Raw genomic sequence first — 15605 nt, 5'->3', positions numbered from 1 at the left:
TTTCGGAAAGACAACAAAATTTATTTTACCAGCTATAAAGAAAATGTCAACAGTTTTTTTATTCTTTCTGTATATAAAGGCCGTCCGCATATTCACCAGAGCTTGCCCATACAATGGTACAAACATTCGAACGAGGTGGACCACTCATGCTTTGGATCATCAACGGCAAACGTATAAAGAACATCATGCTGATTATTATTGCCGCCTTCTTTGCGGCGCTGATTTTATTCGTTCAAAAACAAGAGACGGATGTGTTTACACCGATTCAATCAACCGGAGCGCTCTCAAAAGTTGAGACTGATCAGAAGCATCTGGCTCTGACATTCGACATTAATTGGGGAGATCAGCAGCTCCCACTGATTCTGAAGACCCTTAATAAAGAACATGTAAAAGCGACCTTCTTCATTTCCGGAGAATGGGCCGAACGGCATCCGAGCCTTGTTCGCAGTATGGCACGAAACGGTCATGAGGTTGAATCCCACGGAATGCGGCATGAAGATTACACGCAATTGGACACGTCTCGTGTCCGCTCAGACATCCTGTTTGGGCGTGAGGCTATTTATAAAACACTTGGCGAACGCCCAAACATGATTCGGCCGCCTTTCGGAAAGACAAATAAAGAGACATTGAGTACGGCCGGCAGTCTAAATCAGCAGGTGGTGCTTTGGAGTGTGAATCCTCGTGATGAAAAAAATCCAGGTTATAAAGTCATCGTCAGCCGCGTCTTACGCAAAACCGGTAAAGGAGACATTATTAAGCTCCATGCTTCGGACTCGGCAAAGGGAACGGATCGTGCATTGCCACTTATTATAAGAGAACTTGAAAACAGAGGGTATCAATTTGTCACAGTGAAGAGTCTTATTTCTGATACGCAGTCAAAAAGCAAGTTGATGGATTAAGGATTTTCCTGACTTTCTGAACTTTGTTGGCTTTCCGACTTTTCCTGTTCCTTCTTTAAAGCCGCGATGATCGCATCAGCAAGCCGCTTTTTATAGAGAGGAGTCGCCATAAGTTCGCCAATGGTCTGCTCGATTTGTCCGCGAAACGGCTTAGTTTTAAGAAGACTCAAGTACTGCTGCTGCATTTCAGGTGTTTTCAGAATATCCATCATCATGCCTTGATACCCTGGATCCTTCATCATCTGTTTTAATAATTTCTCATTTTCGCTCTCCATGGTCTTTGCCAGCTGTTCAGAGAAGTCCGGATCGTTAAATAGTTGCCGCCATAATTTTTGCCCTTGCTCAGTCGTGAGTGTCTGTACCACTGTTTTGCGAACAATCGGATCATCCAGTACAATGGCTTGTCTCATTTCACTGTCCTTCAATAGATCCCTAATCGTGTCTTTACCGTCATCCGTTTTGAGCAGATCCAAAACCATTTTTTTATTTTCCTGATAGGTTGGCGGTTTTTGCCCGTTTCCGCAGCCTGCCAAGCTGACGAGCATAGCGGTACACATGATCAATGATAGTACTCTAGCCATAAATGCGATCCTCCCTAACCAACAATGTCCCTGCTTTAATATGTGTGAACCGCACTTTTTTATTCAGGTAATTCGGATTCAATCACATGATTAAAAGGTAATATCGAACTGTTTGGATTAGGTAGGATTTTGCATAGTTAGGGAGTGATTGCGAAGTGTATAAAAGCGCATGAAGGACAACAAACAGTGCAAGTTAAGGTGAAAGCGAGAAAAGTGAAGGCGAACAGCAGAAAATTTAAAGCTAATCCATCAAAAGTTAAAGCGAAACCAGAAGGTTAAAGCCAAACCTATAAAAGTGAAAGTAAACGGCGGTAAACTTAAAGCTAATCCATCAAAAGTTAAAGCGAAACCAGAAAGTTAAAACCAATTCGATAAAAGCGAAAGCCAACCGCATAATTACTGAACTTTGTTCGTTTCAACTTTTTGTGATTTCGTTACCACCTTTCCACGATTCGTTACAAGTCCAGATGTCAGCAAATCTTACGGGCTTATTGCGTATCATCCGTCTATGATCGAGAAAGATAGGGTGTGAACATGTTTTCATCTTTAAACACGGCTGCGGCAAATAAAAAGCCCCGGATCTAGGATGCCAGCATCCAATGACCGGGGTGATTTGTTTTAAATCAAGATAATTTGCTAATAACCTTTTTTGCAATGTCGTTATACACCGGAGCGATCGGGTCGTCTTCAAAATAGACGCCCGGAGCGAACGTTCCTTCTTTCGGTTGCGGCTGCGTAAGCGGCACTCGGCCGAGAAGATCGGTGTGCAGCAGATCGCTGAGTTTGTCGCCGCCGCCTTTGCCGAAGACATAATCAATCTCTCCGGTCTTTTTGCTTTGATAATACGCCATGTTCTCAACAACACCGAGAATTTCATGCTTGGTGTGAGTTGCCATTGCCCCTGCACGTGCCGCGACAAATGCAGCGGTCGGATGCGGTGTGGTGACAATAATCTCTTTTGAATGCGGCAATTTGCTGTGAATGTCCATGGCCACATCACCGGTTCCCGGCGGCAGATCGAGTACCAAATAATCAAGATCGCCCCAGTATACATCATTAAAGAAGTTATTCAGCATTTTGCCGAGCATTGGGCCTCGCCAAATGACCGGAGAATTATTTTCAACAAAGAAGCCCATGGAAATGATTTTGATACCGAACCGCTCAACCGGGATAATCCGGTCATTTTTTATCGCCGGGCGCTTCTCAATGCCCATCATATCCGGCACACTGAAGCCGTAAATATCGGCATCCAGCAAGCCGACCTTCTTTCCCTGCCGTGCAAGTGCGAGCGCAAGATTGACGGAAACCGTGGATTTTCCGACGCCGCCCTTCCCGCTCGCTACAGCGATAAACTCTGTTTTCACTCCAGGTGAAAGCAGTGTCGGCAGATCAACGGGAAAACCGCCCAACTGTTTGATTTCTTCATCGCTGAGCACTGCAAAACGAATGCTCACCGCTTTTGCGCCTTGCTCTTTAATTTTTGACGAGAGTTCGACCTGAATTTGCATCTGTTTCACTTGGTCCTGCTTAGCAAGAGCAATGTCCATGCGAACGTGATCATCCTCGATCGTCAATTCCTTCAATGCCTGTGTTTCCAAAAGATTTTTATGCAAAAAGGGGTCCTGGACGGTTTTCAGCACGTCCAAAACCTGCTGTTTTTTGATCATATTCTCACCAACCCTTCCGCTAATGCATGCATTTTCAGTATACCAATCCGGGTACCAAAAACCCAGTAATTGAACACCTTTGCTTTAATCAGAAGGGACCTTTTCATTTGTGAAATAACGCATGACGCCTTGGCTAATGGAAGCTGCCGCTTGTTTTTGATAATCACGTTGTACGAGCAGCGCACGCTCCTGGGCATTCGAGAGAAATCCTACCTCAACGAGCGCGGACGGTGCCTCCGCCTTTTTCAGCAGATAGACATGGCTGATTGGTTTCGCGTACCGATTTGTATTGCCGAGATTGCGTTTCAAGGAATCCTGAATGAACAGAGCGAGCTTGCGGTTCTCGCTGAATTTCGGGTGGTAAAAGGTTTGCGCACCATGCAGGCTTGGCATTGGAATCGCATTAAGATGAACACTGACAAACGCATCCGGATGCGTTTTATTAATAAGTTCTGCCCGACGCACGAGATCCTGCCTTTTATGCCGCCCTTCATAATTGTCATCCGCTAAATCCATGTCTTTATCCCGGGTCATCATTACAACAGCACCCATTTCCTGTAAGTAATTGCGCACATCCTGTGCAATTTTAAGCGTAATATCCTTTTCTTCAGTACTTCCGCCCACCGCGCCTCCGTCCGGTCCGCCGTGCCCTGCATCAATGACAATAACCCGCCCCGCGAGCGGTGTATGCCAATTCTGACTCGTATGCCAGCTTACCAGCCATTTGACACCGGCCAGTGTCACAAAGCCGAGCACTACAACCATGCATCCCCAAAATAACCATCTGCGTCTCACGCCAATCCCCCCACACATGCAAGCCTGTCTCTATCTCATATATATGGACAAAGCCTGCGATTATGCGCGGATTAGTGAAGCTTGAGACGCCAACGTTTCAGCGAGGCATCAAATCCCTCTGACCACCAGTTGAATAAGTATTTGCGACAAGTATCCTGCAGGTCATCAAGTGATTGCTGATCTGCTCCCCAGAAAAGCCAGAAATCATAAAAGTCGTCATAAAGGGCATAAAATTCAATTTTGCTTCGTTTGAATGCTTCGATTTTTTCTTCCCCATAAAAGCCGAAGCGTCCCATCGAAGAACCCAGCAAGAAGCTCTCAAGTGCGTATTCTGCGCACATTTCTTTGCCGGTTTTTGCGGCCGCAGGAACAAGTACTAAATAACGGTCAAAATAATCCTGCACCGCCTGTTCAATTTTAGAAAACGATAAATCTTGAAGCGCCCGGCGTTCTGAATCGAGCTGTTTATGACGCAGTTTCTCTTTAAAATCCATGACAACACCCATGATCGCTCCTCCTTCCCTCTTTATCATCAGGCAAGAGAGCTTCGATCAACCGTAACAGCTTTTTCCATGCTGCTTCCGCCCATAAGGAAAGTGGTGGAAGCATAAACAGTACGAAAAATGTTTGCTTCTGAAGCATTGACGCGGTCTTATGAAAAACTGATACTTATGTTAAGAAAAATTAAATATGGAGAAGTAATCCGGAGGTGATTGTGCTTGGCTGATCGAACCCGACTATTTTTCGACGAGATCGAAGGAATGCTGCAAGGCGGTTATCTGACCAAAGCCGAGGCGTCACGTCTCCGCACCGTCTATACACGCTATATCGCGCACATAAACGAGGCACCCAAAGTGCCGCCCGCGCAGCCGAAAAAACTGCTGAGTGAAAAGCCGAAGCCGTTAGACGCCCGCAAAAGCAAAGCGGCACACGTCCCCAAGCAGCCGAAGAAAAAGCTGACCCGCGAGCAGCTTCGCGAAAAAAATTTGACGCTGGTGCTGATTTTAGGTGTTTCATTTCTTCTTCTCGGCGGATTCATTTTAGCAACAACGAACTGGGGTACGATGAATGCTTGGGTGAAGATGCTGGCCATTCTTTCTGTTTCCATTGTCTTTTCTGTAATGAGCTTCATTGCGCGAAAGCTTCACATCCGTCAAACAGCCTTCGCGTTCACTACATTATCTGCGCTCTTTCTTCCTATTGTGCTTGTCTGTGCTTCCTATTATCAGCTTTTCGGCACCTATTTCGCTCTTCATGGTAACGGTGCATCGCTTCTCGGCTTTGTCTCATCCCTGCTCTTTGTTCTGCTCTATCATTGGATTGCCCGGCGTTTTGCGTCCCGCCTCTTTGAAGGCCTGTCACTTTTATTCAGCTACGCCGCACTGTGCTTCGGCACCTACTTCATGACCCATCAAGTAACTGCATGGCAAGTGCTCATTAACCTGTTTAGTCTTATATGGCTCGCCGCACCTTACTTCTTGCAGCGCGTGAGACAGTCCCGCTTTTTTCACTACACACTGAAGTACGACCAACTGTTTACGCAAGTTCTTGTTGCGGCGAATGCTCTGCTCGCTTTAGCCTTCTGGCGTCCAGCAACCGTGTATGCGATCGTAACCCTACTTGTGTCTTGCGCATTTCTCTGGTGCGTTTATAAAGGATTGTCCAAGGGCTACCATGCCGGTTATTTGTTTTTTTGCGCTTTGACTTTTCAACAAACGATACTGTTTACTCACAATTATTCACTGTCGATCATTTTATGGACCGTTCTGCTTATTTTCTATACCGGTCTTTCGGAATTTGGCATTCAGCGATTCGCAGATCCGCTCTGGGCTCGCGTTTACCAGCATTTAAGCGCTGCCGCCTGCTGCTTGTTCTGCATCATGATTCCGTTCATCACGTATTTCAAAATTGCTATTGAGCCGAACAGCATGAGTTACTTTTTGTCTCCGCTCTGCCTTGCCGTTATTTTCGGCATTCTCGTCTATTTGACCTGGCGGCATCCGAAGACATGGTTTCCTTACGCTGCATTGTTTGCTGCTTATACGCTCGTCTTTGACGCCTGCATTATCTTTAAAAGTTCTTTTGCGACTGAACTTCGCTGCGTGATGATTCTCAGTATTGTGCTTTATACAGGGCTTTTCCTCTATAAAAGGACAGCACGCTTCATGTCAAGTTATCAGTCGGCGATTCCGATTGTAACCGCAAGTTTCATGCTGCTCAGCTTGATCGCGAGCTATGCGATTTTTGACAAATGGGAGTGGCTGACCTGGGCGTTGATCGTCTGGGCACTCATGCTGCTGACCAGCTTACTACGTACGGATCTGAGCGCAAAGATCGCTGGGCATACTCAATCCGCTGTATTCGGGCTTGTACTGCTTATCCTTTTCCCTGAGCATTGGCACTACGATATCCAACTAGTATCTGCGAGTACCGTACTGCTCGCGGCTCACCTGCTCGCACGCACGTACAACCGCGCCTACCGGATGACCATCCTTTATACAAGCGGTGTTTATTACCTGCTTTCGCTTCTGTTTATGTTTAATGAAATTGCGTCAGGACCAACTGTTTCAGGTCTCGTTATCCTCATTTACGGCGTGCTGATTTCTGCCGTACTCCTGATGCGCAACCCTAACGATTTATGGGCGGCATTGCATGGACTACTTGCCGGAGCCGCCCTGTTTTATCCGGTTTGGCTGCTTGCAAGCCATGGCGTTCAGGTTACAGGGCTTGTACTCTACCTGGAAGCAGCGGCGCTCACGGCTGTAGCAGCATGCTACCTACTTAATCAAAAAAAGCTGACGATTGCCGGACCCATTTATTATTGGCTGACACATATACTTATGCTTTTCGGCGTCTTACTCACTTGGAACAGCTTTTTTGAAGCGCCAGCTTTTCCTGTGGTGTCGCTCCTGGCAGCAGGAGGTTATATGTTCTATTGCTTCAAAACGAAAAACGCGACAGCTCGGCTGATCAGCTTTTGCTGCTCTGCCATCCTTGTCCTCGGGCTGTTTGAAAATATTCAAGTTTTCTGGTCCATGACCGGAATAAGCTTCTGGCAATGTGTTTCCGTTACAGCCGTGATTTTATACTTGTTTTATATTAAAGCAAACAGCTCATGGAAACGGACTGCCTTTTATCCGACACTTGTTTTTCTTGGTCTCGCCGTGCCAACTGCCTTTCTTGATCCATTCTACTGGATGATCATTCCGCTTGGCGGATTTGTATGGTTTGCCTGGCATGCGGTTAAAATTGTTGAACGTTATGTATTCAGCAACATTGTTCTCCTGCTCATTTTCCTTTGGGGCTCTCGGCTTCAGGATCTTCTGCCGATCACACAAGACGCGGTCTATTCGCTGGCACTGACCACACTCGTTGCAACGTTGTGTTGGGTTTTTAGCAAGGAATCATGGCGCTGCGTCCTGCATCCGACCGTTTTCTGTCTTTTAGCATTCACAGCACTGGTCGCCGTTCGCACAACTTGGGATCTCTCAGGCGTCATCATTACCTTAATTGGCATTTGTGCCTCACTCGGACTGCTTGTATTCCTTTACGTTTATCGTCTGCAGAGCCTGAGCATTGTACCCATGATGCTGCTCTCCCTTCTGATTTGGCTGAATCTTGTGCATGCACCTTTTGCAATTAAAACTGCAAGCTTTCTCAGTGCTTCACTGGTTCTGCTCACCATTTCACTCTGGCAGCAGAAACCCTTTATTAAGAAAAATAATTTTTCACTTAATTATGAACTCATCACGGCTTTTGCCTATCTGTTCGCTTTTTACGGGTACATGGCCGCGCACAACCTTTATTTTGGAAAGCTGACCGCTGCTTGTCTTGTGGTCATATATGGCGCATTGAACGCGTACCGCAGTGTGCACCTTTTAGAACGGAAAATATGGATGAACGGAGCGCTGATCGCTTTACTTTGGCCGGCAGCGATTATTCTGCAAAAGAGTCCACTCTTTCCTTTTATGAATCATGTACTGCTTGCCGCGCTCTTTTTGATCATTGTCTCACTGTCCTGCCGCAAACTATGGAGCACAAGTCTCTATGCTCTGCGCATTGAATGGATTGCGGTTGCCGTTATTTATCTACGCCTGATGCTGCTTGCGCTTACAATCGGCGAGACAGGAGCCCTGCTCACCTTCGCTATTGTGGCATTAGTCGGCACGAGCATCGGATTTCTTTTAAAATATAAGTCCTACTTCTTCACGAGCATCGTTGCGCTCATTATAAGCTTGCTGTATAACCGGCGCCATATGTGGATCGAGCTGCCTTGGTGGTTTTATCTAGTCATCGGCGGATTCGTGCTGATCGCCATCGCCAGTATCGCTGAGTGGACCAGACAGGATAAGCTCCGCCGCGCCAAGCTTAATTTGCCGCCGCGCGAGTCAATGATGCAAAAAATCAAGCATTACCTCAATGCATGGCATTAATTAGTTTGAAAAAAATGGACGGCTCATGTTGAATTTCTGAGCCGTCTTTTTGCTGCTTCTGAATTTTTTTACACGGTTTGTCCAATCATTGCCCTCAGCTTATCCACATGCGATCGATCCTGATCCAGCACTTCCCTGACGACCCGTTCACTTTCCGCTGAGAGATCTCCGCGCACCATCTTTTCGGTCATCTCAATACCAAGCTGCTCGCCTTCAATCGCCTTTTGAATGATTTGACCGTCCTCATTAGGGACCCTCAATTTGACGAGATAATCTTGAAAGGCACCAATTAAACCGGCAGTTTCAACAGGCGTGCCGCCGAGATCCTGCACGCGTTCGACAATGCGCAGTGCCTGTTCCCTAATTTCATACTGGATCGTTTGAAACTTTTGCTTGAGGTCAGAATCCTTTGCTTTTTCCATAAAATGATCATAGGCGTGGATGCCCATATATAAACCTTTCAGTAGTTCATTTAGAGCGGCTATTTCTTCATTTTTCATCATTAATCGCACCTTTCACTTTTAGGATTTCCAAGAAAAGCAAAATCATCAGTCTACCCGTTTAACTGATATGTGAGATTTGAGAAAAACGATCATAACGTCCATACATGTTGATTAGAGACTTACTCTTTGAATTTTATCGTTTCTAGTTGTGCAAAAAAATAGGACTCCGCAGAGTCCCAAGAAAAGTAATACAGGGGGAAGCAATTACTTAAAAATTTAAATTAATGGACCCCCGAGGGGGACCTAAGGAGGAAGCTGTTGTAGCTTCATCTATTATTGTGCACTTCAAATCTTAATTTTTGCTTAACCATGGCTGAACGTAAAAAAAGGGCCTACATTGTAGGTCCGTCAAGGGGATTAAGTTCTTTGATCACTTAATTTATCGGTTCAATCTTTTTTATTTCCATCATTTTCCGCAATAAACAGAAAATTTTTCTATTAAATAATTGTTTGATTCATTCATTTGCATGTTTATATTTTGGTTTCGACTGTTTTGGCTTCAATTGCAAAGCCGAGATCCTCAATCATTTGATAATCCTTCGACTTGCTTTGACCTTCTGTTGTCAAATAATCTCCAATAAAAATTGAATTTGCAATATAAAGTCCAAGATTCTGTGAGGAACGCAGGTTCACTTCACGACCGCCGGCGATACGTATTTCTTTTGTCGGATTCATAAAACGAAAAAGCGCTAAAATCTTCAAACAACGGTTTGGCGTCAATTCGTGCATATTCTCTAGTTCTGTTCCCGGAATGGGATTAAGAAAATTCACCGGAATTGAGTCTGCGTCCAATTTTCTCAGAGCAAAAGCCATGTCAATGATATCTTCATTCGTTTCTCCCATTCCGCAAATGATGCCGGAACATGGAGAAATATTTGCCTTTTTGACCGCTTCAATGGTGTCTACACGATCCTGGTAATGATGTGTGGTTGCAATTTGATTATAATGAGAGGCACTTGTATTCAAGTTGTGATTAAATCGGTCAACACCGGCCTTCTTTAGTGCTTTTGCCTGTTCTTCATTAATCAAGCCGAGACATGCACATATTTTCATTGTCGGCATTGTTTCTTTTATTTTTTCAACTGCTGAGCAAACTGCGCGTATTTCTCTAGGCGCTGCTTTTCGCCCACTCATTACAATGCAGTAGGTACCAATTTGATTTTCATAAGCTTGTTTGGCACCGTTCACGATGATCTCCTCACTAACAAGCGGATATTCTTTAATCGATGTATCCGCATAAATAGACTGTGAGCAATAGCCGCAGTTCTCTGCACAACGACCACTTTTAGCGTTAATAATCAAATTCAATTTCATGTTCATTCCAAAATAATATTTTCGTAATTGGTAAGCACCGCAGACAAGATCCAATGTTTCATCATCGGGAACATTCAAAATCTGCTGTGCTTCTTCTGCTGTACATGCATCACCGGCAATAATACTCTGAGCTAAATCATACCATTTCAAAAGTGCACCATCCTTTTTTAAACTGCTTTAGATTTTCTTATAACTGAAAGCCTCTGTTTTAGTTGAACAGCGACCACAGTACATAGAACTGTCTTAACAAGGTCAAGAAGAAAAAGTATTAAGTTGCTCTCTGCAACTGCAAGAAGCGAAAGATGATTATAAAAAGCAAACCACGATACACCAATTGCATAGATAATCAGAATACCGACAAGTATCGCGAGGTAATGCCCGAAAACCATCCATTTTTCTATTTTTATGTAATCAGTAAGTAGGCCAATAACAAATACAGCAAGTGGCCATGCAAGTACGTAGCCTCCAGTCGGTCCGAGCAGAACACCCAAACCGCCACGGTATCCGGACAATACCGGAACACCGGCAGCCGCAAGTGCAGTAAAAACAAGCATAGCCGCAAGTCCTTTCTTGGCATCAAGAATACTGCCGACCAACATGACACCAATCATCTGAAAAGTAAACGGAACGGGGATAAACGGAATAGCGACGGCAGGCAGTGCACCAAAGGCAATCATCATCGCAACAAACAATGAAATTAAAGTAAGCGATTTTGTTTTCAAAGACACATTCTCCTTTCGTTAACAAAATATAATTTTAAGTTTACCTTTTAAATACGTCAACCCAAAATAAATTAAGGTTAACATATTTTGCATACGCATATTTCATTAGTGATTTTAATGTGTTTATTAGTGGACAAACGATCAGACGTGAGAAGGCATAAAAATGAATCAAAATCGAGGAAGTCAGAAAGTACGAAGACTACATGAAAAATGCAAAAGAAAATTAAATATCGTCAAAATATCGTCACGGGGCTGTTTTTGGCCATGAAAAAAGCCCCTTTCGATCTCTCGAAAAGGGGCTTGAAACGTTGACAAATCAGCGTTTTGAGAACTGTGGTGCGCGACGTGCGCCTTTGAGTCCGTATTTCTTACGTTCTTTCATTCTTGGGTCACGCGTCAGGAATCCGGCTTTCTTCAAAACAGCGCGGTATTCAGGATCAGCTTCGAGCAGTGCGCGGGCAACGCCGTGACGGATTGCACCGGCTTGGCCTGTGAAGCCGCCGCCTTCTACGTTAACAAGAACATCATATCTGCCTTCGGTTTCTGTTGCAACGAGTGGTTGCTTCAGAATCGTGCGCAGTGTTTCAAGATTAAAGAATTCATCGGCGCTGCGGCCGTTGATGACAACTTTGCCTTCGCCAGGTACGAGCCTTACGCGAGCGACAGAGCTTTTACGGCGTCCGGTGCCGTAGTATTGAACTTGTGCCATTATCTATTTTCCCTCCCTGATCAACCGCGAAGCGTATAAGCTTCTGGTTGTTGTGCGGCATGCGGATGTTCCGCGCCTTCATAGACATGAAGTTTCAAGAAACATTTTTTTCCGAGACTGTTGTGCGGCAGCATGCCTTTGATTGTTCTTTCAAGCATGTCGCGCGCGCGTGTTGCACGCATATCTTGTGCAGAACGCGCTTTGATACCACCTGGAAAACCTGAGTGGTGAATGTATTTTTTCGTCAGCAATTTCTTGCCGGTTAATTCGATTTTGTTTGCATTGATGATGATGACATTGTCGCCACAATCAACATGTGGTGTAAAAGTCGGTTTTGTTTTACCGCGCAGAATGGCTGCCACTTCACTTGCCAAGCGACCAAGCGTTTGGCCTTCGGCATCGACAACGAGCCATTTGCGCTCAACATTAGCCGCGTTGGCCATAAAAGTTGTACGCACGTTATTTCCTCCTCTAAGCAAATCAAACATTCATATTCTTGTCTCATGCGCGACCCACAACCGCGTCTGAGTTGAGAGCCAATAAGGTCATTGCTCTCTCACCGTTTCAGTCATCTAATTGAGCCAATATCTTTGGGGCTAATAGTGGTCAAATTAGAAATGCCGAAGTATATCTTATAATATCTTGGCACTAATGTCAAGGCATTCGAACAATTCGTTCTTTGCTTCCTTGCTGTCAAAACGCCGCTTTAATAAGTAACTTGCCACAGAGTCAACCCTTGCGGCGGTGCCGTTGCCGAAGCGGCTTGTCTGTCGCGTCCGGCTATGATTTCCGCCACCTTGTCCGATGCGATTTTATGGGTTCCAACATCCAGAAGGGTTCCGGTTATAATACGAACCATTTGGTACAGAAATCCGCTGCCGACAACCCGAATTACCATCTCATCATCTTTCTCCTGCTGAACGGACAAATGATAGATGGTCCGCACCTTGTCCTTGACATCCGTATTTGCCGCACAAAAGCATGAAAAGTCGTGTGTTCCAAGAATCTCCGCTGCAGCCAGGTTCATAGCGTCTACGTCAAGCGGCTGCTTGATGTGTGACGTGTACGCTCTGCGGAACAAGTCCGGCTCGGGCCGTGTCAGCAGCCTGTAACGATACTCCTTCTTTTTCACATCGTAACGCGCATGAAACTGCTCAGGAACTTCCTCCGCCTGCCGCACATAAATGTCATTCGGAAGCAGACTGTTCAGTGCAAGCGGCCAGCGATCTTCAGGAATGCGCAGCGGCGTTTCAAAATGGAACACTTGGCCGAATGCATGAACCCCGGCATCCGTCCGACCCGACGCAGTAATTTTGATTAGCTGACCGTGATGCATACGCGAGAGCGCAGCCTCTATGTCACGTTGCACTGTCCGTTTTCCGGGCTGTACTTGATAACCATGAAACAGCGTGCCGTCATAGGCAACCGTGCATTTAATTTTTGTCATGACTTCACCTAAAATCGCTTAATTTCTCGTAAAGATCAGCAGCAGCGCGAGAAGAACCATTGCAAAAATTAGCAATGAATCGCGCCAGCTCCATTTCAGTTGATGAAGCTTGGTCCGGCCCGCGTCACCATGATATCCTCTTGCTTCCATCGCCATCGCCAAGTCTTCCGCTCGCTTAAATGCACCGACAAACAGCGGGACGAGCAGCGGAACAATTGCCTTGATTCGACTTTTCAGCGAGCCGGTCGTAAAATCTGAACCACGCGCAGCCTGAGCCTTGATAATTTTTTCCGTTTCCTCGAGTAATGTCGGGATAAAACGAAGCGAAATCGACATCATCAGTGCAAACTCATGAACTGGCATTTTAAGCTTTTTAAACGGATTGAGCAGACTCTCCATGCCATCGGTAATCTCAATTGGCGACGTGGTTAACGTGAGCAGCGTTGTCACCACAATAATGACCATGATTCGAATTGCAATAAAAAAAGACTGAGTGAGACCGCCCGTTGTCACGTGAAGCCAGCCCAGGCTGAACAAAGTTGTTCCGCCTGACGCGATAAAAAGATTAAGGACAAAGGTGAGCAATACAATGATCAGAACAGAGCGCAACCCTCTGTAAATGTAAGAGAACTGCATTTTCGAGAGCAAAATGCCAGCAAAGCAAAATAACACCATCAGTATATTTGTCAGCCAATTATTAGCGAGGAAAACAATGATCACAAAGAGAAAGACGCTGATCAGCTTCGAACGAGGGTCAAGGCGATGTACATACGAATCAAGCGGCACATATTGACCGATAACAAGATTAAACATGATCCTTCACCCCATTTAATATACTGATCACTGAATCAGCCGCTTCATCGATTGTGAATGCGGGTATCTTATCCTTACTCCCTGCTTTATCAAGCACTTTATTCAGAAATAACATTGTCTCCGGGATATCAAGACCGACTTTTCGAAGCAGATCTTCCTGCAAAAATACGTGCTTCGGCGAACCTGCCAGTAATGGCTTGCCCCCGCCCATAACAATAACTTGATCTGAGTAATTAGCCGCATCGCTCATGTTATGCGTGACCATGATAACCGTCAGATTCAGTCGAGAATGCAGATCATCGAATAAGCTGAGTATTTCCTCACGGCCCTTTGGATCAAGTCCTGCCGTTGGTTCGTCTAATATGATCACCTGCGGACGAACCGCGAGAACGCCGGCAATCGCGACCCGACGCATCTGTCCTCCGCTGAGATCGAAGGGCGAACGATGCCAAAATGATGACGGGAGTCCGACCAGCTGCAAGCTTTCCTCTGCACGCTTGGTCGCTTCCGCATCGGAAACGCCGAAATTCATCGGGCCGAAGCATACATCTTTGATAATTGTCTCTTCAAAAAGCTGATGTTCCGGATATTGAAAGACAAAGCCGACCCTTTTCCGCAGTTCCTTAAAATCTTTCTTCTTTTCATGCGCATGAATCACAAAATCGCCGACGGTTATTTTCCCTTCAGACGGTTTCAGAAGTCCATTTATATGCTGCACCAAGGTCGATTTTCCCGACCCCGTATGACCAATAATGGATGTAAAGGAGCCGGATGGAATACGAATCGAAACATCATCAAGGGCTCGCTTCTCAAATGGGGTCTTTCGGCCGTACACATGAGTCACATGCTCGAATGTAATGTCCATAGCTCATCCACCAACTCTTCCTGAAATAATGCTGTGTCCGACAGAGGCACACCTTTAGCTCGCAATGCATTGCGCATTTTTATTGCAAAAGGCAAATCTAGGCCAACCTTCCGAAGTAGTTCGGTCGACTTGAAAATATCACGCGGCTTTCCTTCTCGAATCAATTGTCCGTCGTTCATAACAAGCAAGCGATCAGAATGAATGGCTTCTTCAAGGTCGTGGGTAATCGAAATGACGGTTAGATGACGGTCTCTGTTCAATGCGCGTACGGTTTGGATAATTTCTTTCCTTCCTTCCGGATCAAGCATTGAGGTTGACTCATCCATAATTATAATGAGCGGGCGAAGTGCGACAATGCCTGCGATGGCAACACGCTGTTTCTGTCCGCCGGAAAGGCGATGCGGTTCACTCTTTGCAAATTGATCCATCCTTACAAGGCGCAGTGCTTCTGTCAGACGTTCGATCATGACCTCGCGTGACAAGCCGTGGTTTTCCATACCGAATGCGACATCATCCTGAACCGTCGCACCGACAAACTGGTTGTCCGGATTTTGAAAGACCATGCCGACTAAACGGCGAATCTCCCAAATCTTCTCCTCATCCGAGGTCACGTAACCACCGACATTCACCGTTCCTTTTTGAGGAAGGATCAGCCCATTAAGACATTTCGCCAAGGTTGATTTTCCTGAACCATTGTGACCAACAATGGAAAGCCACTCACCTTTATTTACCGTAAAATTGATATTTTTTAACACATAGGGCTGTTCTTCAGAATAGCGATAGGACAGATCGCTCACTTCAATGATCTTCTCCATCTAGTGCCTCCACTCCTCTCAGGGGCGCATAAATGCGTCTGC

General features: G+C 45.6%; 15 protein-coding genes. 2 read left to right on the top strand and 13 right to left on the bottom strand.

Features of this window, described 5'->3' with window-relative positions:
- Window positions 1-146: 146 nt before the first annotated feature.
- On the top strand, window positions 147-899 hold the full coding sequence (locus tag AC6F33_RS00920) for a polysaccharide deacetylase family protein (protein WP_255748518.1): 753 nt from the start codon (window positions 147-149) through the stop codon (window positions 897-899).
- Here the strand turns inward: AC6F33_RS00920 and gerD are convergent.
- From gerD to AC6F33_RS00900, 4 genes are all read right to left on the bottom strand, one after another.
- Window positions 896-1480: a spore germination lipoprotein GerD gene (gerD, locus tag AC6F33_RS00915; protein WP_255748519.1), complete on the bottom strand. Its 585-nt coding sequence runs from the start codon at window positions 1478-1480 to the stop codon at window positions 896-898. The two genes, AC6F33_RS00920 and gerD, sit on opposite strands and share 4 nt — an antisense overlap.
- A 623-nt stretch (window positions 1481-2103) precedes the next feature.
- Window positions 2104-3147, bottom strand: a complete 1044-nt coding sequence (gene salA, locus AC6F33_RS00910; RefSeq protein WP_480948101.1) for an iron-sulfur carrier protein/transcriptional regulator SalA — start codon at window positions 3145-3147, stop codon at window positions 2104-2106.
- An 84-nt stretch (window positions 3148-3231) separates the two neighbouring features.
- The gene (gene cwlD / locus AC6F33_RS00905) at window positions 3232-3942 is read right to left on the bottom strand and encodes an N-acetylmuramoyl-L-alanine amidase CwlD (protein ID WP_255748521.1); all 711 of its coding nucleotides are present in this window, start codon (window positions 3940-3942) and stop codon (window positions 3232-3234) included.
- Between the two features lie 71 nt (window positions 3943-4013).
- Window positions 4014-4448 carry a DUF2521 family protein gene (locus AC6F33_RS00900; RefSeq protein ID WP_255748522.1) on the bottom strand — a complete coding sequence of 145 codons (435 nt, stop codon included), beginning with the start codon at window positions 4446-4448 and terminating at the stop codon, window positions 4014-4016.
- Between the two features lie 213 nt (window positions 4449-4661).
- Between AC6F33_RS00900 and AC6F33_RS00895 the strand changes: the two genes are divergently transcribed.
- Window positions 4662-8375, top strand: a complete 3714-nt coding sequence (locus tag AC6F33_RS00895; protein WP_500777542.1) for a hypothetical protein — start codon at window positions 4662-4664, stop codon at window positions 8373-8375.
- A gap of 68 nt (window positions 8376-8443) precedes the next feature.
- Here the strand turns inward: AC6F33_RS00895 and AC6F33_RS00890 are convergent, their stop codons facing one another.
- The 9 genes from AC6F33_RS00890 to AC6F33_RS00850 form a co-directional block, all read right to left on the bottom strand.
- Complete coding sequence (locus tag AC6F33_RS00890; protein ID WP_500777541.1) at window positions 8444-8878, bottom strand: DUF2383 domain-containing protein; 435 nt, start codon at window positions 8876-8878, stop codon at window positions 8444-8446.
- Between the two features lie 471 nt (window positions 8879-9349).
- Window positions 9350-10342 carry a biotin synthase BioB gene (bioB, locus tag AC6F33_RS00885; RefSeq protein WP_255748526.1) on the bottom strand — a complete coding sequence of 331 codons (993 nt, stop codon included), beginning with the start codon at window positions 10340-10342 and terminating at the stop codon, window positions 9350-9352.
- Between the two features lie 17 nt (window positions 10343-10359).
- Window positions 10360-10914, bottom strand: coding sequence for a biotin transporter BioY (locus AC6F33_RS00880; RefSeq protein WP_255748527.1), 555 nt, complete (start codon window positions 10912-10914; stop codon window positions 10360-10362).
- 316 nt (window positions 10915-11230) lie between these two features.
- On the bottom strand, window positions 11231-11623 hold the full coding sequence (rpsI, locus tag AC6F33_RS00875) for a 30S ribosomal protein S9 (RefSeq protein ID WP_255748596.1): 393 nt from the start codon (window positions 11621-11623) through the stop codon (window positions 11231-11233).
- Between the two features lie 20 nt (window positions 11624-11643).
- Window positions 11644-12081 (bottom strand): 50S ribosomal protein L13, encoded by a 438-nt coding sequence (gene rplM, locus AC6F33_RS00870; protein WP_255748597.1) that lies wholly within the window; start codon window positions 12079-12081, stop codon window positions 11644-11646.
- A 248-nt stretch (window positions 12082-12329) separates the two neighbouring features.
- A complete protein-coding gene (gene truA / locus AC6F33_RS00865) occupies window positions 12330-13070 on the bottom strand; it encodes a tRNA pseudouridine(38-40) synthase TruA (RefSeq protein WP_255748598.1) in 741 nt (246 codons plus the stop codon).
- An 18-nt stretch (window positions 13071-13088) separates the two neighbouring features.
- The gene (locus tag AC6F33_RS00860; protein WP_255748648.1) at window positions 13089-13886 is read right to left on the bottom strand and encodes an energy-coupling factor transporter transmembrane component T family protein; all 798 of its coding nucleotides are present in this window, start codon (window positions 13884-13886) and stop codon (window positions 13089-13091) included.
- Window positions 13876-14748 carry an energy-coupling factor ABC transporter ATP-binding protein gene (locus AC6F33_RS00855; protein WP_480948106.1) on the bottom strand — a complete coding sequence of 291 codons (873 nt, stop codon included), beginning with the start codon at window positions 14746-14748 and terminating at the stop codon, window positions 13876-13878. Before AC6F33_RS00855 ends, AC6F33_RS00860 begins: the two co-directional genes overlap by 11 nt.
- Entirely contained in the window at window positions 14724-15563 is an 840-nt protein-coding gene (locus AC6F33_RS00850; RefSeq protein ID WP_255748600.1) for an energy-coupling factor ABC transporter ATP-binding protein, read from the bottom strand. The genes AC6F33_RS00855 and AC6F33_RS00850 overlap by 25 nt, the downstream gene beginning before the upstream one ends.
- Between the last annotated feature and the right edge of the window lie 42 nt (window positions 15564-15605).

This window comes from Sporolactobacillus sp. BBK16-2, from assembly GCF_059878335.1.
This window is presented reverse-complemented; position numbering and strand designations above follow the sequence as displayed.